Below are 25,601 nucleotides of genomic sequence, written 5' to 3'. Positions count from 1 at the left end.
TACCTCCCTTTTAATGTGCGATTTTACCAAACAATTTATTTTATAGAGGGGAGGATAAAAATTACAAACCAATTCTTATCCCCTTCTCTTTGTTGAATTACTTAACGTTCTAGTTTTCTTCAACTTCAATATTTAACTTACTTGCCGCTTGCGTTTCTTCATCTTCTAATTCACGCATCTCAATTTCTGTTTCATCACTTGAAAGAATCTTAACATCCATACCCAAGCTTTGTAATTCCTTGATTAATACCTTGAATGATTCAGGTACACCAGGCTCAGGAACGTTATCACCTTTAACAATTGACTCGTATGTTTTCACACGTCCAACCACATCATCTGATTTCACTGTTAAGATTTCTTGAAGTGTGTAAGCAGCACCATAGGCTTCAAGTGCCCAAACCTCCATCTCTCCAAAACGCTGTCCACCGAATTGCGCTTTACCACCAAGTGGTTGTTGCGTTACAAGTGAGTATGGACCTGTTGAACGAGCATGTAGTTTGTCATCAACCATATGCGCTAGCTTGATCATATACATAACACCTACAGAAACTCGGTTGTCAAATGGATCACCGGTTCTTCCATCATAAAGAACTGTTTTTGCATCTCTTGACATTCCAGCTTCTTCTAACGTGTCCCATACGTCTTCTTCTCTTGCTCCATCAAATACAGGTGATGCAACATGGATGCCAAGTTCTCTCGCTGCCATTCCTAAGTGTAACTCAAGCACCTGTCCAATGTTCATACGGGATGGTACACCTAGTGGGTTAAGCATAATATCAATCGGAGTTCCATCAGGCAAGAAAGGCATATCTTCTTCTGGTAAAATTCTAGAAATTACACCTTTGTTACCATGACGACCAGCCATTTTATCCCCTTCATGGATTTTACGCTTTTGTACGATATAAACCCTAACTAACTCATTAACACCCGGTGGTAACTCATCGCCATCTTCACGGTTAAACACTTTAACATCAAGTACAATACCACCAGCACCGTGTGGTACACGTAGAGAAGTATCACGAACTTCACGTGCTTTTTCTCCAAAGATTGCATGTAATAAACGTTCTTCAGCTGATAGCTCTGTTACACCTTTAGGCGTTACTTTACCAACTAGAATATCACCGTCTGTAACCTCTGCCCCAACTCGAATAATTCCTTGTTCATTCAAGTTTTTAAGAGCTTCTTCACCAACATTAGGGATATCTCTTGTGATCTCTTCAGGCCCAAGCTTCGTATCACGGGCTTCGGACTCATATTCTTCGATGTGGATAGAGGTATAAACATCATCTTTAACCAATCTTTCGCTCATGATGATGGCATCCTCATAGTTATAACCTTCCCAAGTCATAAAACCAACAAGAACATTCTGACCTAAAGCTAGTTCTCCATCTTCCATGGAAGGACCATCTGCTAAAATTTCTCCTTTTGTCACACGGTCCCCTTCACTAACAATCGGACGTTGGTTGTAACAAGTACCTTGGTTAGAACGGATAAATTTCTGCAATTTATAACGATCAACGTCACCTTTTACTTCTTTTCCATCTACTTCAGTGATACGGCGAACATGAACTTCTTTTGCTTCCACTCGTTCAACAATACCTGCATTTCTACAAATAACTGCTGCACCAGAATCTTTACCAGAAACATATTCCATTCCCGTACCAACAATAGGAGCTTGTGGTTTTAATAAAGGTACTGCCTGACGTTGCATGTTCGCACCCATTAACGCACGGTTTGAGTCATCATTTTCCAAGAACGGAATACATGCAGTCGCCGCAGATACAACCTGCTTAGGCGATACATCCATGTAATCGATCCGATCACGAGATACTACGATGTTTTCTTCACGGAAACGAGCAATAACCTCTTCATTCTTGAAGCTACCATCTTCATTTAACTCCGCATTCGCCTGAGCAACAACGTAATTATCTTGCTCATCTGCTGTAAGGTAATCGATTTGCGAGGTTACCCTTCCCGTTTCTGGGTCAACTCGGCGATAAGGTGATTCGATAAAACCAAATTTATTTACTTTTGCATAACTTGATAACGAGTTAATCAAACCAATGTTTGGTCCCTCAGGTGTTTCAATTGGACACATACGACCATAGTGAGAATAGTGAACATCACGAACTTCAAAACCAGCACGTTCACGCGTTAGTCCTCCTGGTCCTAGTGCGGACAAACGACGTTTATGTGTTAATTCCGCCAATGGGTTCGTTTGATCCATAAACTGAGATAGCTGTGAACTACCAAAGAACTCTTTAATAGACGCTATCACAGGACGAATATTAATTAGTTGCTGTGGAGTTACACTAGATGTATCTTGGATAGACATACGTTCTCTTACAACACGTTCCATACGAGATAGCCCGATACGGAATTGGTTTTGTAAAAGCTCACCAACGGAGCGAAGTCTACGATTACCAAGATGATCAATATCATCTGTATCTCCAACTTGATGAAGTAAGTTAAAGAAATAGCTAATAGACGATAAAATATCTGCAGGTGTAATGTTTTTAACGCCATTCTCAACATTTGCATTCCCAATAACGTTTAATTCTCTTTCACCACTTGGATCAGTCGGATCAATGATTTTAACAGACTGAAGTCTAACAGGATCATCTAACACGCCATCTTGTGGTTCAAGAATCCGTTCACCTAGCATATCTTCCTTATTATCTAAGTAAGGAATAATTTTGTCTAAAAGCTTACGTTCTAACTTATCACCTTTTTGCGCTAGCACTTCACCTGTTTCTGGATCTACTACAGTTTCCGCTAGCACTTGATTGAACAAGCGATTCTTTATGTGTAATTTCTTGTTCATTTTATAACGACCTACATGTGCAAGGTCATATCGTTTCGGATCGAAAAAGCGTGAAATTAACAAGCTCTTCGCATTTTCAACTGTTGGTGGTTCACCAGGACGCAAACGCTCATAAATTTCAAGTAAAGCTTTTTCAGTTGTTTCTGTATTGTCTTTTTCTAATGTATTTATAAGGTATTCGTTATCGCCGATTAGATCGATGATTTCTTGATCCGATCCAAAACCTAGTGCACGTAGTAATACAGTAATTGGAAGTTTACGTGTACGATCGATACGTACATACGCAACATCTTTAGCATCTGTTTCAAACTCCAACCATGCTCCACGATTCGGGATAACAGTTGCAGCTACACCTCTTTTACCGTTTTTATCTACTTTTTCATTAAAATAAACACTTGGTGAACGTACTAACTGAGAAACGATAACCCGTTCAGCACCATTAATCACAAAAGTACCTGTATCTGTCATAAGTGGGAAATCGCCCATGAATACTTCCTGCTCTTTCACTTCACCAGTTTCGTTATTTATCAAACGAACTTTAACGCGAAGAGGAGCGTTGTACGTAACATCTCTTTCCTTTGATTCATCTACAGGATACTTTGGTTCACCTAAGCTATAATCTACAAACTCTAGTGATAAGTTCCCTGTAAAATCTTCAATTGGTGAAATGTCTTGAAACATTTCGCGCAAACCTTCTTCTAAGAACCATTCATATGAAGCGGTTTGAATTTCGATAAGATTTGGTAATTCCAACACTTCACTAATACGCGCATAACTTCTACGCTGCCGGTGCCGTCCATACTGAACTAGTTGACCTGTCAACTGCTTCACCTCTCAAATCATGCATTTTTTGTTCTACTGATAGAATTTTAATAACCCTTTCGGATATCAGTATTAAGAAAAGACATCGACTTCCACCAACTATGGTGATCCATCGCGTTTTTCTGATGTGAATGAATGTTATGTTCACATACAAAATATCTATTTATTTTTAGAGAGCTAAAAACGTAAACCCATCTGATTTCAACTCTCTAATAATTAAACTAGTTTAATGAACATGGGATCAAGGTAAAATAATTGAAAAAATACGAATAGAAAGGTCCAATATTACTAACCTTTACAATCTTCAACATTTCCTTTTAAAATTATAAAACACGAAGAGGAATAAAATCACTCTTGCCATCCCCAAGATAATGGGGTATCATTTTAAAATAGAATAGAATTTTAGAAACCCTCTTCTGAACCAAATATGTATAAGGAATACTAGAAATACGAATCAAATTCGATTTTATTAGTGTTTCCCAATACGAATGTTTTATACATTTCATAAAAATTCCTCTTGACAAAGGAAGTCCCATGTTAGCATTTTATTATATTACCATAACGGATCTACTCAAGTCAAACATTAATAGCGCGTAAAATAAAATACCCTTTATCTCGCGCTACAACATAGACCTCTCCAAATAATTCTTCTAGCTTTTCTCTCGCCGAAGGCGCACCTTGTTTTTTTTGGATAACAACCCATAACTCTCCACCGTTAACTAATGAATCCTTACTATCTTCAAAAATACCATGTACTACTTTTTTACCAGCTCGAATTGGAGGGTTTGTCAAAATCGCCGCATACTGTTGATCTTTTAAATTAGAAAATTGATCACTCTTAACAAACGTAGCATTAGTCACGCCATTATGTTCTGCATTTTTCGCAGCAAGCTCTAAAGCTCTCTCATTTACATCCGCCATAATAACAGACCTATCCCGAAACTGATCCGCCAGCACAATACCAATAGGACCATATCCACAGCCCATATCTAGTAAATCTCCTTGGACATCAGGTAACTCAAATTGCTCAATTAGTAATCTGGAGCCAAAGTCTACTTCATTTTTCGAAAACACACCAACATCACTAGTAAATATATATTTTTTTCCTCTTAATTGATAATTCCATGTCTTGGGTGAACTTTTTGATTGGGGTTTTTGTGAAAAGTAATGCTCAGACATTTGGGCACCTACTTTGCTTATTAATTGTTAGAGAAGAATAGATGTGTAAGTATAGAGCCCGCCGAAGTACGACGAGCTCAATTTAAAACAAATTATTTAACTTCTACAGATGCTCCTGCTTCTTCTAGCTTACCTTTAAGCTCTTCAGCTTCTTCTTTAGAAACGCCTTCTTTAATAGCTTTTGGAGCGTTATCTACTAATTCTTTAGCGTCTTTTAACCCAAGACCAGTTGCTTCACGTACAGCTTTAACTACTTTGATTTTTGAAGCTCCAGCACTTTCTAGAACTACATCAAATTCAGTTTGCTCAGCAGCAGCGTCTCCACCAGCAGCTGCACCAGCAACAGCAACAGGTGCTGCAGCAGTTACTCCGAATTCTTCTTCAATTGCTTTTACTAAATCGTTTAAATCTAATACAGACATTTCTTTAATAGCATCGATAATTTGCTCTTTAGTCATTTTTATTTCCTCCTAATTTCTAATTGATATTTTATATGACCGAAACTTTTAATAGACTATCTAACTTATGCGCCTTGTTCTTCTTTTTGCTCTGCAATAGCTTTTGTAGCATAAGCGAAGTTGCGCATAGGTGCTTGTAACACGCTGAGTAGCATAGAAACCATACCTTCGTAATTCGGTAGATTTGCAAGTTCTTTAATTTGCTCAAGTGATGCCATCTTACCTTCAATTACACCAGCTTTAATTTCTAATGCCTCATGCTCTTTCGCGAAGTTATTTAGTATTTTCGCAGGCGCTACTACGTCTTCCTTACTGAAAGCAATAGCAGTAGGTCCTACTAGTAATTCATTTAACTCACCTAAGTTAGCATCTTCAGCAGCACGGCGTGCCATTGTGTTTTTATAAACTTTAAATTCAACACCAGCTTCACGAAGCTCTTTACGTAGTTGAGTTACTTCAGCAACATCAAGACCACGATAATCAACCAATACAGTAGATTGACTTTCACGTAGTTTGTCAGCAATTTCTTGAACTACTTGTTTTTTCTGTTCGATAACTTTAGACATTATTCCACCTCCCGTAGATTTATCCATTATACCGCCTACAAAACACAAGTATTATAAAAGCCCCCATGTAGACATGGAGGCTTAACTAAACACATTTATGCTGTATTTATTATTAAACACCTCGGCAGGGTATTAAGCGATTCTTCGCACCTACTGTCTACGGTACAACGTATTCAATTAACAACGAAACTAATTATATCGAATCGTAACTGAAAAGTCAATTACCAATTAACGGTAGTTTGATGCATCTACTTTGATCCCAGGACCCATTGTAGATGTTACAGAAACGTTCTTGATATAAGTTCCTTTAGCTGCTTGTGGTTTAACTTTAACAATTGTTTCAATTAAAGCTTCAAAGTTTTCAACTAGCTTTTCATTATCAAATGAAATTTTACCAATTGGTACGTGTACATTTGATTGCTTATCTACACGGTATTCCACTTTACCAGCTTTAATTTCTTTAACTGCTTTTTCCACTTCGAAAGTAACTGTTCCTGTTTTAGGGTTAGGCATTAAACCTTTAGGCCCTAATACACGACCAAGTTTACCAACTTCAGCCATCATGTCAGGAGTAGCAACAATCACATCAAAATCAAACCAACCTTGGTTGATTTTATTGATTAAATCTTGGTCTCCAACATAATCTGCTCCAGCAGCTTCTGCTTCTTTTAGTTTTTCACCTTTAGCGAAAACTAAAACGCGTTGTGTTTTACCAGTACCATGTGGTAAAACCATTGCTCCACGAATTTGTTGATCTGCTTTCTTAGGATCTACTCCTAAACGAAATGCCACTTCAACAGTTTCGTCAAATTTTGCTTTAGCTGTTTCTTTTAACAAAGCAACAGCTTCTTTTATATCATATGCTTTTGAACGATCAACAAGCTTTGCAGCTTCTTGATAGTTTTTACCTCTTTTAGCCATTTATATTTCCTCCTCTAATGTGGTTATAACGGTAATACCTCCCACTTACAAAAGCAAAAGGATGCTTTTATAAAGCCCGCGAAATGACTCATCTTAGATTTACCTTAAGCGTGAATCATATTCATGAAAAAGGTTGCGCGGATGAAGATCCATCACCGCAACCTTGGTTATTCAACTGTTCCTGAGTATTAGTCTTCGATTACAATACCCATGCTTCTTGCTGTTCCTTCAACCATGCGCATCGCTGCTTCTACATCAGCGGCGTTTAAATCTTGCATTTTTGTTTCTGCAATCTCTCTTACTTTATCACGTTTTAAAGTCGCAACTTTATTACGGTTTGGCTCACCTGAAGCAGTTTCAATACCAGCTGCTTTTTTAAGCAATACAGCTGCAGGTGGAGTTTTTGTAATAAAAGTAAATGAACGGTCTTCAAATACTGTAATTTCAACCGGAATAATCATACCCGCTTGATCTTGCGTACGTGCGTTAAATTCTTTACAGAATCCCATGATATTTACACCTGCTTGACCTAATGCTGGTCCTACTGGTGGTGCTGGATTAGCTTTTCCAGCTGGAATTTGCAATTTAACTAATTTGATTACTTTTTTAGCCACGAGACACACCTCCTTAAAGTCCGTGATGTGGTAATAGGGGTTTGGTTTTTTCCCCTCCCACTCATATTTAGCCATTATCCCTCCATGAATGAGGGCATGAATAACAAAAGAATTTTAGCATGAATCTACAAATAATGCAAGTTCATTCGAATAACTATTTTAAACTATAACTTTTCAACTTGCGAGAAGTCTAATTCTACCGGGGTTTCTCTACCAAACATATTAACGTGGACTTTTACTTTTTGTTTGTCCATATCAATATATTCAATCGTACCTGTAAAGTTAGAGAATGGCCCGTCTGTAACTCGAACACTCTCTTTTAATTCAAAGTCAACTTGTACAACTGGCTCGTCCATTCCCATGCGTTTTAGGATCGTATCTACTTCATCAGGTAACAATGGAGTAGGTTTTGTACCACCTCCACTTGAGCCAATAAAACCAGTTACTCCAGGGGTGTTACGAACAACATACCATGAGTCATCTGTCATAATCATTTCAGCCAATACATACCCAGGGAAAACCTTTTTCTTATTTACCTTCTTTTTCCCGTTTTTAATTTCTGTTTCCTCTTCTTCTGGAACAATAACACGAAAGATCTTATCTTCCATCCCCATTGTTTCCACACGTTTCTCTAAATTTGTTTTTACCTTGTTTTCATACCCAGAATATGTATGAACGACATACCAATTTTTTTCCATCACTACAGGACAATCGTTGTTGTCCTTCCCTCCCTTTGGATAAGTTTACTTATTAATGGATTTTGTTCTAAAGTAAAAGCATTTATACGGTTTTTATTATTTTTAAAAATACTAAAAAAACCCGTTATTTCCCCGGGTTTTTTAATACCAATCACTTATTCACTTACATTATAACATAAATACGACGTTATTATTCAAATAATAGCATTAAAATAAATTTAAAACCAATGTTATTAACTGATCAATGATCGCGAAGAAAACCGCTACAAATACAACTGTTGCGATAACAGTGATTGTATAACTAGTTAGCTCTTTACCTCTTGGCCAGCTAACTTTTTTCATTTCACGAGATACATTTTTAAGGAATTTAAACATTTTGTACCCTCCCCAAACTCTACCCGAAGAATGCGTTTATTTCGTTTCGCGATGCAATGTATGTTTTCCACATGTTTTACAGTATTTTTTGACTTCTAACCGCGTAGAATGTGTGGATACATTTTTGTTTGTCGTATAGTTTCTGCTTGAACAAATTGCACACGCTAAAGTAATTTTTTTAGTCATAATTCTCACCCCACTAAGGGTTTTCCTCATATAAATGTAGCATGGTTGTCCACCCGTGTCAACGGGACTATCGATTCTATTATTTACGAATAGAGTGAAATACAACCATTACACTTAACTTTATAAGTTTACTTCATTCGTTTCCAATAATTGCTCTAATTTCCGCTTCACTCGTTGAAGTGCATTATCAACTGATTTAACGTGACGCTTCAGCTCGTCCGATATTTCTTGATATGATCTCCCATCTAAATATAAATGAAGGACATCCTTTTCGAATTCGCTTAATAATTCGGATAATTTGATTTCCATATCCCCAAATTTTTCTCTATTTACAAGTAGTTCTTGCGGATCAATAGCCTTGGATCCAGCAATAACATCTAGCAATGTTCGGTCAGATTCTTCATCATAGATTGGCTTGTCCAACGAAATATAGGAATTTAGTGGAATATGCTTTTGTCTAGTGGCTGTTTTAATTGCGGTAATAATTTGCCTCGTAATGCATAGCTCAGCAAATGCTTTAAACGATGACAGTTTTTCTCCATCGTAATCTCGAATAGCCTTATAGAGCCCAATCATCCCCTCTTGGATAATATCCTCTTTATCGGCACCAATTAAAAAATAGGTTCTTGCTTTAGCGCGGACAAAGTTCTTGTATTTATTTATTAAATAATCCAATGCCTGCTTGTCCCCTTGATGAATCAAGCGGATCACTTCATCATCATCAAGCTTATGCATGTTGTTATGATTGTCTACCTTTTGCTTGATGTTCACCTACAATGCCCCCTGACCACACAGTTGTAAATATACTTCATTATACAGTAAGCGTTTTAATAACTCAATAGTTAAAAAATACTCGAAACTCTAATCAATAGGGGTTTCTCCTCCCCTATTGACCCACTAAATAAAGCATATGTTATAAAACTAATTCCATGTATTAAAAGGATTCAAAGCTCGCCACGACGCATTTTTTCAAACTTTTCTAGTACCTCTTTATCCAAAGCTATCTTAGATACAGGTTTTTTGTTCTTATGTTCTTCCACGTTTTCTTCGATCTCTCGTCCGATATTTTCTAGTTCAATGAATAACTCGCGTGCAGATTTTCGAAGTGCACCTTGACCAAAAACGGTTCGCTGTTCTGCATAATCAGAAGTTGCTACATAAACTTGTGTTTTTATATTCTTTATTTTTTTTACAAGCCTCTCGATACACTCATCCGCCGTTTCTTTTTCCTTTGTGTATATTACATCCACCTTGAATTGCTTTAGCTTACTTTCCATTCCACGAACATAATAAGCATCAAAAACAATGATCACCTTGTGCCCAGAATAAGCTTGATATTCTGCCATTACCTCTATTAATCGATCTCTAGCCTGTCCAATATCTTTTTCTTTTAACTTCTTTAGTTCTTCCCAGTCACCAATTATGTTATATCCATCAACAACTAATACAACCATGATTATTCACCAAGTGGATGCCTTTTTCGATAAACCTCATAAAGCAACAATCCACAGGCTACTGAGGCATTTAACGATGATACTTTCCCGGTCATTGGCAGACTTACAGTCCAATCACATTTATCTCTGACTAACCTACTCATCCCCTTGCCCTCATTTCCAATAACAAGCGCTATTGGCATTGCCCCATCGAGTTTTCGATAGTCCTCCGTAGCATTCATTTCTGTACCAACTACCCAAACATTTCGTTGCTTTAATTCATCAATAGTGTTTGCAATATTGGTAACCCTTGCTACAGGAATATGCTCCATCGCACCAGCAGCTGTTTTAGCAACGGTTGCCGTTAGTCCAACTGACCGTCTTTTAGGAATGATGACACCGTGAACCCCTGTTGCATCAGCCGTTCGTAAAATAGAACCTAAATTATGTGGGTCCTCCAATTCATCTAGGATGATAAAGAAGGGTTCTTCCGATTCTGCCTGCGCCTTTTCAAATAAGTCCTCTATCGAGGCATACTGATAAGAAGCAACATATGCTATAACACCTTGATGGTTACCATCAGTTAAACGATCCAGTTTATTTTTAGGAACCTTTTGAACAATTGTTCCAGCTGATTTCCCGAGCTGAACCAGTTTTCCTTGAACATTAGGATTCAATTGCTCAGATAACAAAACCTTGTTAACCGATCGCCCTGATTTTAATGCTTCTATTACAGGGTTCTTTCCAATTATCATTTCTTGATCCACTATGCTTTTCTCCCTTCTAAGAAGTATACGGCTTTTTCCAGTAATTCATACAGTCGCTTTTCTTGCTTCGATAGATAAAGGTACCCAATTAGCGCTTCAAAGGCAGTACTATAGCGATATGTTTGTACACTCGTGTTTTTAGGTACAGAACCAGACTTAGCATTTCTACCTCGATTGACGATACTTTTTTCTTCACCAGAAAGCATATCCGCTTCAAGCCAATATAAAATAACGGTAGCTTGTGCCTTTGCAGATACAAACGTTATAGCATGCTGGTGAAGCTGCTGAGGCTTTACCTGTCCCTGTTTAAGTAAATGCTCTCTTACAAAAACCTCATAGATTGCATCACCCAAATAGGCGAGGGCTAGACTTTTCATTTGTTTAACATCCAAATTCATTTTCTAGCCCCTTTTCCAACGGACGCCTTGAGGTGTATCTTCTAAGATAATATTTTGTTCCTTTAGCATATCCCGTATTTCATCAGCACGGGCAAAATTTCGTTCTTTTCTAGCTTCATTTCTCTCTTGGATTAACGCTTCAATATCCTCATCCAATAGATCCTTTTCTTCTTCGATAGAGATCCCAAGAACTTGAAGAAGTGTTTTTATGGCCTCTTGGAATGCATCAATAACATGTGTAGATGTCTGATTAGATTGCAAATAAACGTTTGCTTCTTTCGTTAAGTCAAATAGCACAGATATTGCGTTTGCGGTATTGAAATCATCATCCATTTCAGCATCAAAACGCTTTTTAAAGGATTCTATTTTTTCCAGCCATGAATCGGCTTGTTTATCTATATCTGTACTTGCGGCTTTTCGGTGCTCTAAATTAAAATAAGCAGTTTTCATCCGTTCCAAACTATTTTGCGCTGAGGCCAATAGTTCTTCTGAGAAGTTAATAGGATGACGATAATGTACACTTAACATAAAGAAGCGAATGACTTCTGGATTATGCTTAGCAAGTAATTCTCTTGTTAAGACAAAATTCCCAAGTGATTTTGACATTTTTTCATTATCAATATTAATATACCCATTATGCATCCAGTAGTTAGCAAATGTTTTCTCATTAAGAGCTTCAGATTGAGCTATTTCATTCTCATGATGTGGAAATGTTAAATCCTGTCCGCCAGCATGAACGTCAATTGTTTCACCTAGGTATTTTTTAGCCATAGCCGAACATTCAATGTGCCAACCCGGCCTTCCTTTCCCCCACGGAGAATCCCAAGCAATTTCTCCTTCTTTAGCACCTTTCCATAATGCAAAATCTAACGGGTCTTCTTTCTTTTCGCCTACTTGAATCCTTGCTCCTGAGCGAAGTTCATCAATGGACTGATGGGATAATTTACCGTATTCCTCGAAAGCTCGTGGTTTAAAATACACATCCCCATCCGCTTCATATGCATACCCTTTTTGAACTAAGCCGTCAATAAAGGCTATAATATCTTCCATTGTTTCTGTTACCCGAGGGTTATACGTAGCTTTTTTAACTCCTAAAGCTTCCACATCTTCCAAATAAGCATCAATAAATCGGTTGGCAACTTTAAACACATCTTCTCCAGATTCGTTTGCCGCTTTGATGATTTTGTCATCTACATCGGTAAAGTTTAATACATAATCAACTGTGTACCCTTTGTATTCAAAATATCTTCTAACGGTATCAAAAACAATAGCAGGTCGAGCATTTCCAATATGAATATAGTTATATACAGTTGGGCCACATACATACATACTTACCTTGCCATCTTCTATTGGTTTAAATGGTTCTTTCTCACGTGAAACTGTGTTATAGATTGATATTGTCATGTTGTTCCCTTCCTTTCAGCTTAGAAATTTCTTCTTTAAGTTCATCTATTTCATGTTGTAATTGCGTACATCGATCTTCTATTGGGTCAGGCATTTTATGATGATCAAGATCTTTTCTTACCTTATAACCATTTTGCACGACCACTCTTCCCGGAATCCCAACTACCGTTGAATGGTCAGGGACATCCTTAAGAACTACGGATCCAGCACCAATTTTTGCACTTTCACCTATTGTAATAGAACCAAGTACTTTTGCTCCTGATGCAATTAAAGCATTGTCCTTTACCGTTGGATGGCGTTTACCCTTTTCTTTTCCTGTACCACCTAACGTTACTCCTTGAAATATAGTTACATTATCTCCAATTTCACACGTCTCACCAATTACAACACCCATTCCATGATCGATAAATAGTCTCCGACCAATTTTAGCTCCTGGATGAATTTCAATACCTGTAAAGAAACGACTAACTTGGGATATAACTCGAGCAATAAAAAATAGTTTTCTTTTATAAAAAGCATGGGCAATACGATGTGACCATACGGCATGTAGTCCAGAATACGTTAAAAACACCTCAACATATGTTCTTGCAGCTGGATCTTGTTCAAAAACAACATCCATATCATCTTTCAAACGCTTAAAAAAACCCATTTTACCCCTCCTTTTCACTCTGGTAAGCAGGTTAGAAACCTTGGCTTTCACCTAGCCTTTATGGGAAAAGCCTTGTGCGCTTGAAGTAAAAGAAAACTTATACTTTCTTATCTGTCAAAAAAAGCGTCCCTGTGTATAAAAACACAGAGACGCTTTAGCGCGGTTCCACTCTGTTTGAAAAATCCTTATGTAGGATTTTCCCAACTTGTACTCTGATAACGGTAGAGTCTTGACCGCCGTTATGTACAGCTAGCATAAACTAGGTTCCATAACGGACTCCAAGGGGCACTTCAAAACAGACGCTCAGAACCACTTCCAGCCTTAGGTGATTCTCTCTGGATAAGCTAATCCATTTCTACTTTCCCTCTTCTGCGTTCGATATCGTATTACTACTATATTATATTTTTATAAGAATGTGAAAAGATTAGGCTCCGAGTTCTTTTAATACAGAATCTAAACGTTTTAAAATAACCTCTTTGCCTAGGAGCTCAATAGCAAAAGGCAATTCAGGTCCATGAGTCTGTCCTGTTGTTGCAACACGAATCGGCATAAATAATTTTTTTCCACGATGGCCAGTTTCTTTTTGGGTTGCTTTTATCTGCGCTTTAACTGTATCTTTATTAAATTCATCTAAGTGAATTAATTTATCGGTAAACACTTGTAATACTTCGGGAACTTGTTCTTCTGCTAACACCTCTTTTGCGGCATCATCATAATCAATTTCTTGTTTAAAGAATAGTTCTGTTAATTCCACAATCTCTTGGCCATATCGTAATTGTTCTCGGTATAGAGAGATCACATTTTCTGCCCATGTTCTCTTATCCGCATCCATTTTTTCTGGTAGCTTACCTGCTTCAATTAGATGTGGTAAAGCTAGGTCAATAACTTTTTCCAAATCGCTTGCTTTAATATATTCATTGTTCATCCATTTTAATTTTTGTGCATCAAAAATTGCCGGTGAGGTAGATAATCTTTCTGGATCAAAGATTTTAATTAATGTTTCTTGATCAAAAATCTCTTCCTCGCCAACTGGTGACCACCCTAGTAACGCAACGAAATTAAATAATGCCTCTGGAAGGTAACCTAAATTATGATATTGCTCGATAAATTGCAGAATATGCTGATCACGTTTACTTAGTTTTTTCCGTTCCTCATTTAAAATTAATGTCATATGGCCGTATTGTGGTGGTGTCCAATCAAAGGCTTCGTAAATCATCATTTGTTTCGGCGTATTAGAAATATGCTCCTCACCACGCAGGACATGCGTAATTTGCATCAAATGATCATCTATAGCTACAGCGAAATTATAAGTTGGAATTCCATTTTGCTTTACAATAACCCAATCACCAAAATCCTCAGATTCAAACGTGATATTTCCTCTTACAATATCATTAAATACATAGGTTTTACCTTCAGGAACTCGGAAACGGATACTCGGCTTTCTTCCTTCCGCTTCAAATTGAGCAATTTGTTCCTCCGTAAGATCACGATGTGCCCCAGAATATCTCGGTGTTTGTCCACTTGCTAGTTGCTCTTCACGTTCTTTTTCTAGCTCTTCTGCCGTCATATAACATTTATAAGCTAGGCCTCTTTCTAATAGTTCATCAATATATTTTTGATAAATATCTAATCGTTCCATTTGGCGATAAGGGCCGTATTCGCCACCAACATCAGCACCCTCGTCCCAATCTACGCCAAGCCATTTTAGAAACTTAAGCTGGCTTTCTTCTCCACCTTCAACATTTCGCTTATCGTCTGTATCCTCAATACGAATAATAAACTTTCCATCAAAGTGTTTTGCGTATAAGTAATTAAAAAGTGCTGTACGCGCATTTCCAATATGTAAGTGACCAGTTGGACTAGGCGCATAGCGCACACGAACTTCATTTGTCATTATATAATCCTTCCTTTCAAGAAGATGTATTAATTAAATAGGCTGTTATAAAAAGATTGTTGCTCTTTAGTATGACTTAGCTATTAGTTGTGTAGAATGCGAATTAACTTGGTGTACATTTTACCTTTCTTTCGATCCTTCAAAACAAGTGCTATAACACCGCTTCGGTGGAATATTTCATTTTCCGTGGGCACGGTCTCAGCCTACGCTAATGGTGATGTTCCGATTAATTGGAAGAATTAATCACCCTGAAATATATGTCTTAAGAACTTTTACATTCCACGAAACTTAAAAATACATAATTAATTTGTATTTTAATTAAGCAATAAAGCAAGAGATATTAGTATTACTACGCACTACATAGCGGAGAAAATACACGAAGACTCCTGCGGGAGGAAAGGCATCGGTGAGACCCCGCAGTGCGTCAGCACGAGGAGGCTTACCAGCCGCCCGCGGAAAGCGTAGTGTATTTTCGCAGCGGTATTAACGCTCCAACAGTCATTTTGCTTAAAAATATTAAAAGAGCCTTTTATATTATCTATTGTATACGTATAATAAAAAGCGATAACATAGCCTGTTATCACTTTTTATATCCACTATAAGTTATACCCTTTTTATAATGCTTTTTCAAGTAATTTCGGTTTTGCAAAGATCATTCGACCTGCGGAAGTTTGTAAGACACTAGTTATGAGTACTTCAATCGTTTTACCAATATAATTTCTTCCTTCTTCCACAACGATCATTGTTCCGTCATCCAAGTAAGCAATTCCTTGATTTTGTTCTTTTCCATCCTTGATTACCTGAACCATTAGTTCCTCACCTGGTAAAACAACAGGTTTAACAGCATTAGCTAAATCGTTAATATTTAGTACAGGAACACCTTGTAGATCACAAACTTTATTTAAATTAAAATCATTCGTTACCACGATTCCATTGATTACTTTTGCTAATTTAATCAACTTACTATCTACTTCTGGGATATCTTCAAAATCTCCTTCATATATTTCAACTTTAACAGGCAACTCTTTCTGAATTCGGTTTAATACATCTAGCCCTCTACGACCTCGGTTACGCTTCAATACATCAGAAGAGTCAGCAATATGCTGGAGTTCCCCTAAAACAAACTGAGGAATGATAATCGTTCCCTCTAAAAAGCTGGTTTGACATATATCTGCAATACGTCCATCTATGATTACACTTGTATCTAGTATTTTTGCCTTCGGAATGAGTTGGTCTCCGTCGCCACCATCTTGCTCAGCTGTGGTTTTCTTTTTGTCACGTTCTTTTTTATTGATATTTAATAAGTTCACAAATTCATCACGACGTCTAAAACCTACTTGGAAACCAAAATATCCTAATAAAATAGTAACAAATAACGGAATTACTTGTGAAACAAATTCGATGTTAATATACTGTAACGGAATATTCATTAAGTAAGCTATTACAAGGCCCATTATCAGCCCTACACTTCCAAAGAAAAGATCTCCAACTGGTATTTTTACCAATCCTTCTTCGATCCACCTTAGAAACTCTACAATATAATCTACCAACCAATACGAAACAAAAAATAATATAATTGCTCCTACAACAGATCCAAAATACGGGGATGCTACCCATGCCGCATCAGTAAAGTCTAACAAATTAACAATTTCCGGTATATATAAATATCCAATGGTACCGCCTGTTATAATAAAAAACAGATGTACAATTTTTTTCAGCACCACCCTCACCTCCTAACCATTATTATTACCTATTCATTAAAATAATAACCATTATTTTCAAATTAAAAGATGGTACAACCTAAATAATAGCACAGCTACTCAAAACAATCAATTGAGTAAACAGAAAATTTTATCACACCAAAGTACTAATGTCAATTTATTTTTGGCTAATTTTCGACAATTTTTTCAGCACCTAGTAAAAATTTCTTGTTAAAATTTACCTAGCTAACCCTACTTCCAATGCTTCTTGAACCGTGTTTACACCAACTATCTGAATATCTAACGGTGCAGTCCAACCATCTAGATTATTTTGTGGACAGATTACTCGTTTAAAGCCAAGTTTTGCAGCTTCTTGTACACGTTGTTCTATTCTGGATACACGCCTAATTTCCCCAGTCAATCCTACCTCACCAATAAATATATCATCTGGTCTTGTCGGTTGATCTCGGAAGCTTGAGGTAATGCTAACTGCAATTGCTAGATCAATAGCTGGTTCATCTAATTTGACCCCACCAGCAACCTTTATATAAGCGTCAGATGTTTGGAGCATTAATCCTACTCTTTTCTCAAGCACGGCCATTAATAAGGGCACACGATTGTGGTCAATCCCTGTAGCCATTCTTCGTGGGTTTCCATAGCTTGTAGGTGAAATAAGTGCTTGAATTTCAACTAAGACTGGTCTTGTACCTTCCATGGATGCAACAACCGTAGAACCTGATGCACCTTGAGAGCGCTCCTCCAAAAATATTTCAGAAGGATTCATAACTTCACGTAAGCCCTCTTCTTTCATTTCAAAAATTCCCATCTCATTGGTACTACCAAATCGGTTTTTCACACCTCTTAAAATACGATAGGAATGATGTCTTTCGCCTTCAAAATATAATACAGCATCAACCATATGCTCTAATAATCTCGGACCTGCTATTGCTCCTTCTTTGGTAACATGCCCGACGATAAAAATAGGAATACCGCTTGTTTTAGCAATTCGCATTAATTCACTTGTACATTCTCTTACTTGTGAGACACTACCTGGGGCACTAGTGACCTCTTCTCGGAAAATGGTTTGAATCGAATCAATTACCACAAATGATGGTCGTAGTTGTTCGATATGATTAGCAATATCTAACATATTCGTTTCGGAAAGTACATATAAGAGTTCAGATTTAATACCAAGCCTGTCCGCTCTTAACTTTGTTTGCCGAGTTGATTCCTCACCTGAAATATATAAGACAGGTAACTCTTTTTCAGCTAATTGAGCTGATACTTGAAGGAGTAGTGTCGATTTACCGATTCCTGGGTCTCCACCAATCAATGCAAGTGATCCTGGAACAATTCCTCCACCTAGTACCCGATTAAACTCTTTTAACTTAGTAGTTACTCTCGGCTCTTTTTGCGCTTCAACAGCAGTAATCTTTTCTGGTTTACTACCAGATGCCGTTACACCACTAAATGTATGTCTGTTTTTCGTGCTTGAAGCATCTATTTCTTCTACTAATGTATTCCAATTATTACAACCTGGGCATTTCCCCATCCATTTTGCTGATTCATAACCACAATCCTGACAAACATATTTAGTCTTTCGTTTAGCCACTTTTATATTCAATCCTTCCCCTTGACTCTATTATATACGATTAACATCACATATAGGTTACAGTCATCTATCAATTTCTTACTTTTTTTACCTTATTTATGCCACATACTGAGATTGTAGCATGGTTGAATTCTTTTGTAATATAGGAAAAAAACTAGAAAGTTAGTCCTTTCTAGTTTTTTTACCTACTTTTTCAAGGAGAAACTTTCTATACTACGGTAGTATGATAAATTCTCCTTTACTATTTAAACCAATTTTCACTTTTTGCCCAATTGAGATCGTTCCTTTTAACAGCTCTTCAGACAATAAATCCTCAATATTTTTTTGGATGGAGCGTCTAAGTGGTCGAGCCCCGTACTCTGGATCAAATCCTTCACTCGCAATTTTCTCAACTGCTTTATCTGTCAGGGTGAATTCTATATCTTGGCCTTTCAAACGTTTTTGAAGTTGTTTAACCATCAATGTAACAATATCTTTCATATGTTTCTTCTCAAGTGAATGGAAGACAATGGATTCATCAATACGGTTTAAGAATTCTGGACGGAATGCTTTTTTCAATTCGTCGAGAACTTTCTTTTTCATATCATTATATTCTTTGCCTTCTTCTTCTAGGTTAAACCCAACATATTTATTACGTTTTAATTCACTAGCACCAACATTAGACGTCATGATTAAGACGGTATTTCGAAAATCAACTACTCTTCCCTTCGAATCCGTTAAACGCCCATCCTCTAGGACTTGTAATAGTATATTAAATACTTCTGGATGTGCTTTTTCTATTTCATCTAATAAAACTACAGAGTATGGTTTTCTACGTACTTTCTCTGTTAACTGCCCACCCTCATCATAACCGACATATCCTGGAGGGGATCCAACAAGTCGAGAAGTAGAATGTTTTTCCATATACTCCGACATATCAATTCGAATCATCGCATCCTCATCTGCAAACATTGCTTCTGCCAGCGCTCGTGCAAGTTCTGTTTTACCTACTCCAGTAGGTCCAAGGAATATAAAGGATCCAATCGGGCGCTTCGGATCTTTTAATCCTGCTCGCGCTCTTCGAATTGCTTTAGAAATTGCTTTAACTGCCTCTTCTTGACCTATAACTCGATCATGTAAGACATTTTCCAAGTTTAACAAACGTTCACTTTCATCCTTCGTTAATTTGGAAACTGGTACACCAGTCCATGTAGAAACAACACTAGCTATATCCTCAACCTGAACCTGAGAATCTTCTTGGCCCTGTTTTTCTTTCCATGCATTTTTTGTTGTATCTAATTGTTCACGTAACCTTTGTTCTGTGTCACGTAACGATGCAGCTTTTTCAAATTCTTGGCTTTGAACGGCAGCATCCTTCTCTTTACGGACTTCTTCCAGTTTTTCTTCTAATTCTTTTAAATTTGGTGGAACAGTATAAGAACGTAAACGAACCTTAGATCCTGCCTCATCAATTAAGTCAATTGCTTTATCAGGTAAGAAACGATCTGTAATATAACGATCAGAAAGTGTAGCTGCAGCTTCAATTGCCTCATCCGTAATAGTTACACGATGGTGTGCTTCATACCGATCACGTAAACCGCCAAGGATTTGAATGGTTTCCTCAACAGTTGGTTCATCCACTTGAATCGGTTGAAATCTACGCTCTAACGCTGCATCTTTTTCGATATATTTACGGTATTCATCAAGGGTTGTAGCACCAATACATTGTAATTCTCCACGTGCTAGGGATGGCTTCAAAATATTAGAAGCATCAATTGCACCTTCAGCACCACCGGCACCGATTAATGTGTGCAGCTCATCAATAAATAAAATAATGTTACCTGCTTGTCGAATCTCTTCCATGACCTTTTTTAAACGGTCTTCAAATTCACCACGATACTTTGTACCCGCGACAACTGTACCCATATCCAAGGTCATAACGCGTTTGTCACGTAGTGTTTCTGGTACTTCATTATTTACAATTTGCTGAGCTAACCCTTCAGCAACTGCTGTTTTCCCAACTCCTGGCTCACCAATTAATACAGGATTGTTCTTCGTGCGTCTACTAAGCACCTGAATAACTCGCTCGATTTCTCTACTACGTCCAATGACGGGATCAACATTTCCATCTTTTGCACTTGCGGTTAAATCCCTAGCCAATGAATCTAAGGTTGGTGTATTGGCACTAGATGCCTGTCCTCGTCCTTGTCTACCTGCCTGTGACTCATTACTTCCTAATAGTTGAAGTACCTGTTGTCGAGCTTTATTTAAGCTAACACCTAGATTATTTAAAACACGTGCTGCAACACCTTCGCCTTCACGTATTAAACCTAGTAAGATATGCTCTGTACCGACATAGGAATGTCCGAGCTTTCTAGCTTCATCCTGTGATAGTTCCACTACCTTTTTAGCTCGTGGAGTATAATGAATGGTTTGCATTGGTTGTTTTCCAACACCAATTAACTTTTCAACCTCTTCTTGAATTTTCGATACTTCTAACCCCAAGGATTCCAAAGCTTTTGCTGCGATTCCTTCACCTTCTCGAACAAGGCCTAATAAAATATGCTCTGTACCTATATTATTATGACCCAGACGTACTGCTTCTTCTTGGGATAACGCTAATACTTTTTGTGCTCTCTCTGTAAAACGTCCAAACATCATATAGCTTTTCCTCCTATTTTTCCTCTAATTGTAACCTTTCCCTAATTAAGGTGGCTCGTAACACATCACGTTCATTTGCTGTCAATGTTTTTTTAGCATAATGTTGGAGAAAACCAGGTTGAGTTAATACCATTAATTCATTAAGTATATTACGTGATATATTTTTTATGATATCTAAATCAATACCTAATCGAACATTCGATAGGCAAATTGCTGCTTCTTTTGATTCGATTATTCTGCTATACTTTAGCACTCCTAGTGACCGATAGATTCGATCTTCTAATTTAGTACCTGATTGCTCCATTAATCTAGTTCTCGCTTTTCGCTCATGCTCTATTAGTTGATGAACGACGCTTTGTAAATCCTCAATAATATCTTCTTCTGTTTTCCCAAGAGTAATTTGATTAGATATTTGAAAGAGATTTCCGATCGCCTCACTACCTTCACCATAAATGCCTCTAACAACAAGCCCAAATTGATTAATTGCAGGCATCATTCGATTAATTTGTTTAGTTAGAGCAAGTGCAGGTAAATGCATCATCACAGATGCTCGCATTCCTGTACCTACATTAGTAGGGCAGCTTGTTAAAAATCCCTTTGTCTCATCAAATGCATAGTTTATTTTTTCTTCTAACCAATCATCAAATTCAAAGGCCTTTGTTAATGCATTAGATAGTTGTAATCCTGGAAAATAAAGCTGAATGCGAATATGATCTTCTTCGTTAATCATGACAGAAACTTGTTCGTTATGAGAGATCATTGTTGCAGCAAATTCTCCATGCTTAGCTAATAAGGGACTTATTAAGTGCTTTTCCACTAATACTCGCTTTTCTACAGCAGATAGATCTTTTATCGGAAAAAATTCAAAGTTATCATAATCTCGGAAAGATGCATTTTCATATTCATTTCGAAAAAAGTCTCGTATTTCCTCAAGATCATTGTTATCGGCTATAATAGGAAACTTTCTATCCGCAAAATTTCGAGCCAACCGGATTCTACTGCTCAAAACGATATCACTATCAGGACCATCTTCTCTCATCCATGGACTAATCGCCTCGTTCATAAAGTGTTGCAGTGTCATCTATCCTCACCCGCTTCTTTTTTTCGAATTTGCATCTCCAATTCTTTTATTTTATCTCTTACTGTTGCCGCTTCTTCAAACGCTTCATTTACAATTAATTTTTGTAACTCTGTTTTATAGCTTTCTACCTGTTTCTTAAGATGTAGATTTCCTCCCTTTCGTTTAGGGATCTTTCCACGGTGTTTGGTATTACCACTATGAACACGTCGAAAAATAGGGTCTAAGTGCGTTGAAAAAGTATGGTAACATTCCGCACACCCAAACTTTCCAATCCTTTTAAATTCAGAAAATGTCATATCACACTTGGAACACTGCAACTCCGTATGTTGTCCGAATTGTGTTCCTTGAGGGCTTTTCATCTGTGAAGAATCAAAATTAAACAAACCAGTTAATAAATTATGGAGAGAATACCCGTCTTCTGGATAAGACATATAACCCTTTTCTTTAGCACATACCTCACACAACTGCACTTCTGTTTTATTGCCATTAATAACCTGTGTAAAATGCAGGGTTGCTGGTCGTTTTTGACATTCTTGACATTGCACGTTTATTCCCCCTTTTTATAAAAATATGCCAATATATAAAAACGCATCTGTACATAAACAATCAATAGTTAACTAGAGGAAATCCAAAATTGAAATATCACTTATTTAAATATTTAAGCGTAGTAAGCATTGCAGTTAATACACGTGCTCTTACTTCATCACGAATCGGTAATTTTAACCCTAATGTATTTCTATCAATTGCACTAGCCATAATTTTAGCTTCACGTTCTGTAACGATATTTTCCTCCATAAGTCGTTCTAAAACATCTATTGCAGCTTGTTGTGTAACAGTTGGATTAATCAACTTTATTATTTCATCAATTAGTTCCGACTTATCTTGATGTTTTATACGAATAATTCGGATATATCCCCCACCACCACGTTTGCTTTCTACGATATATCCCTTCTCCATGGTAAATCGCGTATTAATGACATAATTTATTTGTGAAGGTACACATTGGAATTGATCAGCAATTTCACTTCGTTTTATTTCTATAATATTCTGTTCTTTTGACTGCAGTATATTTTTTAAATACTGTTCGATAACATCGGATATGTTACTCATCTTTATTACCTCCTTTATTCCCGATAAAGTGAAATTTCAATCATAGAGAGCTTTATCTCACAATGAAAATTAGATCCCAAAACGTTATGAAAAGGCTCTTGAACAAATCGGACATTTAACAGACAGGTGATTCCCCCAGCATTTTTTCTTGGCTTTAACCCAAATCACTAACCTAGGGACCTGCTTGTTTCATACGGGATAAACAGCCAGAGTAATCCGTTCCAATATACCCCTTTGACTTTGACTATCTTTGACTATGCATTTATTATACTGTAAAACTTTAATTATGCCAACTATCTTATCCCTTCTTATTCTAGACAAATTGGCTAAAATAAAAACACTATTAGGAACGAAATAAAAGAAAAAACCGTACAAAATTACAGTTTTTTCTACAGGTTTATATTTAATTTCTTTCACTTACATTTCTCACGTGTTTAATTTGGGATAACTCTTCAAAAAATGAAATATGATCAACTAGGCTATCTCGTTCTATTTTTATAAAGATACTTCTTAGATCATTCTCTACTTTTACAATTTCAACCTTTTTAATGGTTACATCAAACTCTTCAATTACAGAAATAATATTGTTAATAGCTAATCCGGGTTGAGCTACAATTTCTATAACGGATGACTTTTTCCCCTTTGTAAATAAATTTTCAAAGTTATTCAGAAATACTAAGCTTAACAAAATTACAACTGTCGTGAAAACGGCTGTCGTATACATTCCCGCACCAACAACTAACCCTAATCCCGCAACAGCCCATATGGAAGCAGCAGTAGTTAATCCGCGTATGGTACCTCCATAGACCATAATTGTTCCTGCACCTAAAAAACCAATTCCACTTATTACATATGAAGGAATCCGCGCGGGGTCAAATCGTACATTTTCATGTGCATCTATAAATGCTTCAAAACCAAATAGAGATAATACCATCATTAAACAAGAACCTACACCAACCAAGATATGAGTTCGAAACCCAGCAGGATGATTTTTAAACTCTCTTTCAAAACCAATTAACCCTGATAAAACTAAAGCGATTAATACACGCACAACGATCAGAAGAAAGTTATCATCCGCTATATTATTTATAAATGCTTCCAATTTATTTAACCCCCTTCTTTTATCCTTTTTATTAGTTTACAATAATACGAAAAAGATAAATAGTAATTAATTTTTTTACTCGTATTCAAACTGTATGTAATTATGATTCGTACATAATTAGGGTATGATTAAATTATATTAATAGGAGGAAATGATATGAATGAAAAATGGTTGCATTGGGCAAAACGAATACAAGCTCTATCACAATCCGGATTAGCATTTTCAAAGGATAAATATGATATCGAACGCTATCAAGAATTACGAGATATTAGTGTCGAAATCATTGCATCCTATTCAGACATGGATATAAAAAAAGTAAAAGAATTATTTGCAACTGAAACAGGTTACCAGACTCCTAAAATTGATGTTCGTGGAGTTGTTTTTCATCAAAATAAAATACTATTAGTAAAAGAGAAGATGGATGATAAATGGTCTTTACCTGGTGGCTTTTGCGAAGTAGGCATATCACCTGCAGAAAACTGTATAAAGGAAATTAAAGAGGAAGCTGGCTTTGATGTTAAAGCAGTTAAATTATTGGCTTTATTTGATAACCATCATCATCCTCATCCTCCTCAACCATACCATTACTATAAGTGTTTTATTCAATGTTCAATTGTTAAAGGTCATGCCTCGGGTGGATTAGAAACCAATGATGTTAGATTTTTTGACGAAGATAACCTCCCACCTCTATCCACTCGGAGGAATACAGAATCTCAAATAATGAAGATGTTTTCCTTCTTAAAAGATGATCAACAGGATTCTTTATTTGATTAAGAAATATGTATACATAAATCGAGGTAAACAAAAAAGCTAAGTACCACTTAAGGTTACTTAGCTTTTTATATTGCCTGGCGGCGTCCTACTCTCACAGGGGCAAAGCCCCAACTACCATCGGCGCTGAGAAGCTTAACTTCTGTGTTCGGCATGGGAACAGGTGTGACCTTCTCGCTATCGCTACCAGACATACACATATATGTCATTCATGTTAAAAGAGTTTGTACCCTGAAAACTAAATAAGAAGTAAACAACGAATCAAAAATATGTTAGTTAAGTCCTCGATCGATTAGTATCCGTCAGCTCCACGTGTCACCACGCTTCCACCTCGGACCTATCAACCTCATAGTCTCTGAGGGATCTTACTCACTCGAAGTGATGGGAAGTCTCATCT

At 36.9% G+C, this 25,601-nt stretch carries 24 protein-coding genes, 2 rRNA genes and 2 other annotated features; of the genes, 1 reads left to right on the top strand and 25 read right to left on the bottom strand.

Annotation, left to right across the window (positions count from 1 at the left end):
• Positions 1-109: 109 nt before the first annotated feature.
• The 23 genes from rpoB to GMD78_RS19070 form a co-directional block, all read right to left on the bottom strand.
• Entirely contained in the window at positions 110-3,646 is a 3,537-nt protein-coding gene (rpoB, locus tag GMD78_RS19175) for a DNA-directed RNA polymerase subunit beta (protein WP_155671282.1), read from the bottom strand.
• Positions 3,647-4,222: 576 nt separating this feature from the next.
• On the bottom strand, positions 4,223-4,825 hold the full coding sequence (locus tag GMD78_RS19170; RefSeq protein ID WP_155671280.1) for a class I SAM-dependent methyltransferase: 603 nt from the start codon (positions 4,823-4,825) through the stop codon (positions 4,223-4,225).
• A 92-nt stretch (positions 4,826-4,917) separates the two neighbouring features.
• A complete protein-coding gene (gene rplL / locus GMD78_RS19165; protein ID WP_155671278.1) occupies positions 4,918-5,283 on the bottom strand; it encodes a 50S ribosomal protein L7/L12 in 366 nt (121 codons plus the stop codon).
• A 65-nt stretch (positions 5,284-5,348) separates the two neighbouring features.
• Positions 5,349-5,849 carry a 50S ribosomal protein L10 gene (gene rplJ / locus GMD78_RS19160; protein ID WP_155671276.1) on the bottom strand — a complete coding sequence of 167 codons (501 nt, stop codon included), beginning with the start codon at positions 5,847-5,849 and terminating at the stop codon, positions 5,349-5,351.
• A gap of 44 nt (positions 5,850-5,893) precedes the next feature.
• Positions 5,894-6,030: a sequence feature (ribosomal protein L10 leader region), on the bottom strand.
• 47 nt (positions 6,031-6,077) lie between these two features.
• On the bottom strand, positions 6,078-6,770 hold the full coding sequence (rplA, locus tag GMD78_RS19155; protein WP_155671274.1) for a 50S ribosomal protein L1: 693 nt from the start codon (positions 6,768-6,770) through the stop codon (positions 6,078-6,080).
• Between the two features lie 188 nt (positions 6,771-6,958).
• Positions 6,959-7,384 carry a 50S ribosomal protein L11 gene (gene rplK / locus GMD78_RS19150; protein WP_343042444.1) on the bottom strand — a complete coding sequence of 142 codons (426 nt, stop codon included), beginning with the start codon at positions 7,382-7,384 and terminating at the stop codon, positions 6,959-6,961.
• Between the two features lie 164 nt (positions 7,385-7,548).
• A complete protein-coding gene (gene nusG / locus GMD78_RS19145) occupies positions 7,549-8,082 on the bottom strand; it encodes a transcription termination/antitermination protein NusG (RefSeq protein WP_155671272.1) in 534 nt (177 codons plus the stop codon).
• A gap of 207 nt (positions 8,083-8,289) precedes the next feature.
• A complete protein-coding gene (gene secE, locus GMD78_RS19140; protein WP_155671270.1) occupies positions 8,290-8,457 on the bottom strand; it encodes a preprotein translocase subunit SecE in 168 nt (55 codons plus the stop codon).
• Between the two features lie 36 nt (positions 8,458-8,493).
• On the bottom strand, positions 8,494-8,643 hold the full coding sequence (gene rpmG / locus GMD78_RS19135) for a 50S ribosomal protein L33 (RefSeq protein WP_155671268.1): 150 nt from the start codon (positions 8,641-8,643) through the stop codon (positions 8,494-8,496).
• Between the two features lie 120 nt (positions 8,644-8,763).
• Positions 8,764-9,414 carry an RNA polymerase sporulation sigma factor SigH gene (gene sigH, locus GMD78_RS19130; protein WP_343042443.1) on the bottom strand — a complete coding sequence of 217 codons (651 nt, stop codon included), beginning with the start codon at positions 9,412-9,414 and terminating at the stop codon, positions 8,764-8,766.
• A 173-nt stretch (positions 9,415-9,587) separates the two neighbouring features.
• Positions 9,588-10,097, bottom strand: a complete 510-nt coding sequence (locus GMD78_RS19125; RefSeq protein ID WP_155671266.1) for an NYN domain-containing protein — start codon at positions 10,095-10,097, stop codon at positions 9,588-9,590.
• Between the two features lie 2 nt (positions 10,098-10,099).
• Positions 10,100-10,843, bottom strand: a complete 744-nt coding sequence (rlmB, locus tag GMD78_RS19120) for a 23S rRNA (guanosine(2251)-2'-O)-methyltransferase RlmB (RefSeq protein ID WP_343042442.1) — start codon at positions 10,841-10,843, stop codon at positions 10,100-10,102.
• Positions 10,843-11,241, bottom strand: coding sequence for a Mini-ribonuclease 3 (locus GMD78_RS19115; RefSeq protein ID WP_155671264.1), 399 nt, complete (start codon positions 11,239-11,241; stop codon positions 10,843-10,845). Before GMD78_RS19115 ends, rlmB begins: the two co-directional genes overlap by 1 nt.
• A gap of 3 nt (positions 11,242-11,244) precedes the next feature.
• A complete protein-coding gene (gene cysS, locus GMD78_RS19110; RefSeq protein WP_155671262.1) occupies positions 11,245-12,645 on the bottom strand; it encodes a cysteine--tRNA ligase in 1,401 nt (466 codons plus the stop codon).
• A complete protein-coding gene (gene cysE / locus GMD78_RS19105) occupies positions 12,626-13,294 on the bottom strand; it encodes a serine O-acetyltransferase (RefSeq protein WP_155671260.1) in 669 nt (222 codons plus the stop codon). Before cysE ends, cysS begins: the two co-directional genes overlap by 20 nt.
• 142 nt (positions 13,295-13,436) lie before the next feature.
• Positions 13,437-13,675 (bottom strand) — a binding site (T-box leader).
• Positions 13,676-13,718: 43 nt separating this feature from the next.
• The gene (gltX, locus tag GMD78_RS19100) at positions 13,719-15,188 is read right to left on the bottom strand and encodes a glutamate--tRNA ligase (protein ID WP_155671258.1); all 1,470 of its coding nucleotides are present in this window, start codon (positions 15,186-15,188) and stop codon (positions 13,719-13,721) included.
• A 614-nt stretch (positions 15,189-15,802) separates the two neighbouring features.
• Positions 15,803-16,909: a PIN/TRAM domain-containing protein gene (locus GMD78_RS19095; RefSeq protein WP_343042441.1), complete on the bottom strand. Its 1,107-nt coding sequence runs from the start codon at positions 16,907-16,909 to the stop codon at positions 15,803-15,805.
• A gap of 217 nt (positions 16,910-17,126) precedes the next feature.
• Positions 17,127-18,500: a DNA repair protein RadA gene (radA, locus tag GMD78_RS19090; RefSeq protein ID WP_343042446.1), complete on the bottom strand. Its 1,374-nt coding sequence runs from the start codon at positions 18,498-18,500 to the stop codon at positions 17,127-17,129.
• A 213-nt stretch (positions 18,501-18,713) separates the two neighbouring features.
• The gene (gene clpC / locus GMD78_RS19085) at positions 18,714-21,140 is read right to left on the bottom strand and encodes an ATP-dependent protease ATP-binding subunit ClpC (protein WP_155671254.1); all 2,427 of its coding nucleotides are present in this window, start codon (positions 21,138-21,140) and stop codon (positions 18,714-18,716) included.
• A gap of 13 nt (positions 21,141-21,153) precedes the next feature.
• Positions 21,154-22,221, bottom strand: a complete 1,068-nt coding sequence (gene mcsB / locus GMD78_RS19080) for a protein-arginine kinase McsB (RefSeq protein ID WP_155671252.1) — start codon at positions 22,219-22,221, stop codon at positions 21,154-21,156.
• A complete protein-coding gene (gene mcsA / locus GMD78_RS21450) occupies positions 22,218-22,766 on the bottom strand; it encodes a protein-arginine kinase activator protein McsA (RefSeq protein ID WP_343042440.1) in 549 nt (182 codons plus the stop codon). The genes mcsB and mcsA overlap by 4 nt, the downstream gene beginning before the upstream one ends.
• Before the next feature lie 97 nt (positions 22,767-22,863).
• On the bottom strand, positions 22,864-23,331 hold the full coding sequence (locus tag GMD78_RS19075) for a CtsR family transcriptional regulator (RefSeq protein ID WP_155671250.1): 468 nt from the start codon (positions 23,329-23,331) through the stop codon (positions 22,864-22,866).
• 403 nt (positions 23,332-23,734) lie between these two features.
• Complete coding sequence (locus GMD78_RS19070) at positions 23,735-24,433, bottom strand: MgtC/SapB family protein (RefSeq protein WP_155671248.1); 699 nt, start codon at positions 24,431-24,433, stop codon at positions 23,735-23,737.
• A 156-nt stretch (positions 24,434-24,589) separates the two neighbouring features.
• On the opposite strand from GMD78_RS19070, the gene GMD78_RS19065 reads away from it, so the two are divergent.
• Positions 24,590-25,207, top strand: coding sequence for an NUDIX hydrolase (locus tag GMD78_RS19065; protein ID WP_155671246.1), 618 nt, complete (start codon positions 24,590-24,592; stop codon positions 25,205-25,207).
• 72 nt (positions 25,208-25,279) lie between these two features.
• Here the strand turns inward: GMD78_RS19065 and rrf are convergent.
• Positions 25,280-25,395 (bottom strand): 5S ribosomal RNA (rrf, locus tag GMD78_RS19060).
• An 81-nt stretch (positions 25,396-25,476) separates the two neighbouring features.
• A 23S ribosomal RNA gene (locus tag GMD78_RS19055) occupies positions 25,477-25,601 on the bottom strand; the annotation flags it as partial.

This window comes from Ornithinibacillus caprae, assembly GCF_009728145.1.
GTDB classification, from domain to species: domain Bacteria; phylum Bacillota; class Bacilli; order Bacillales; family Amphibacillaceae; genus Ornithinibacillus; species Ornithinibacillus caprae.
Note: the sequence above shows the minus strand (reverse complement) of the source record. Positions and strands in the feature narration are given on the sequence as shown.

Coding starts and splice junctions, on each gene's coding strand:
- GMD78_RS19170 (WP_155671280.1), bottom strand. CDS start 4,825: ATGTCTGAGCATTACTTTTCACAAAAACCCCAATCAAAAAGTTCACCC.
- rplL (WP_155671278.1), bottom strand. CDS start 5,283: ATGACTAAAGAGCAAATTATCGATGCTATTAAAGAAATGTCTGTATTA.
- rplJ (WP_155671276.1), bottom strand. CDS start 5,849: ATGTCTAAAGTTATCGAACAGAAAAAACAAGTAGTTCAAGAAATTGCT.
- rplA (WP_155671274.1), bottom strand. CDS start 6,770: ATGGCTAAAAGAGGTAAAAACTATCAAGAAGCTGCAAAGCTTGTTGAT.
- nusG (WP_155671272.1), bottom strand. CDS start 8,082: ATGGAAAAAAATTGGTATGTCGTTCATACATATTCTGGGTATGAAAAC.
- secE (WP_155671270.1), bottom strand. CDS start 8,457: ATGTTTAAATTCCTTAAAAATGTATCTCGTGAAATGAAAAAAGTTAGC.
- rpmG (WP_155671268.1), bottom strand. CDS start 8,643: ATGACTAAAAAAATTACTTTAGCGTGTGCAATTTGTTCAAGCAGAAAC.
- GMD78_RS19125 (WP_155671266.1), bottom strand. CDS start 10,097: ATGGTTGTATTAGTTGTTGATGGATATAACATAATTGGTGACTGGGAA.
- GMD78_RS19115 (WP_155671264.1), bottom strand. CDS start 11,241: ATGAATTTGGATGTTAAACAAATGAAAAGTCTAGCCCTCGCCTATTTG.
- cysS (WP_155671262.1), bottom strand. CDS start 12,645: ATGACAATATCAATCTATAACACAGTTTCACGTGAGAAAGAACCATTT.
- cysE (WP_155671260.1), bottom strand. CDS start 13,294: ATGGGTTTTTTTAAGCGTTTGAAAGATGATATGGATGTTGTTTTTGAA.
- gltX (WP_155671258.1), bottom strand. CDS start 15,188: ATGACAAATGAAGTTCGTGTGCGCTATGCGCCTAGTCCAACTGGTCAC.
- clpC (WP_155671254.1), bottom strand. CDS start 21,140: ATGATGTTTGGACGTTTTACAGAGAGAGCACAAAAAGTATTAGCGTTA.
- mcsB (WP_155671252.1), bottom strand. CDS start 22,221: ATGACACTGCAACACTTTATGAACGAGGCGATTAGTCCATGGATGAGA.
- GMD78_RS19075 (WP_155671250.1), bottom strand. CDS start 23,331: ATGAGTAACATATCCGATGTTATCGAACAGTATTTAAAAAATATACTG.
- GMD78_RS19065 (WP_155671246.1), top strand. CDS start 24,590: ATGAATGAAAAATGGTTGCATTGGGCAAAACGAATACAAGCTCTATCA.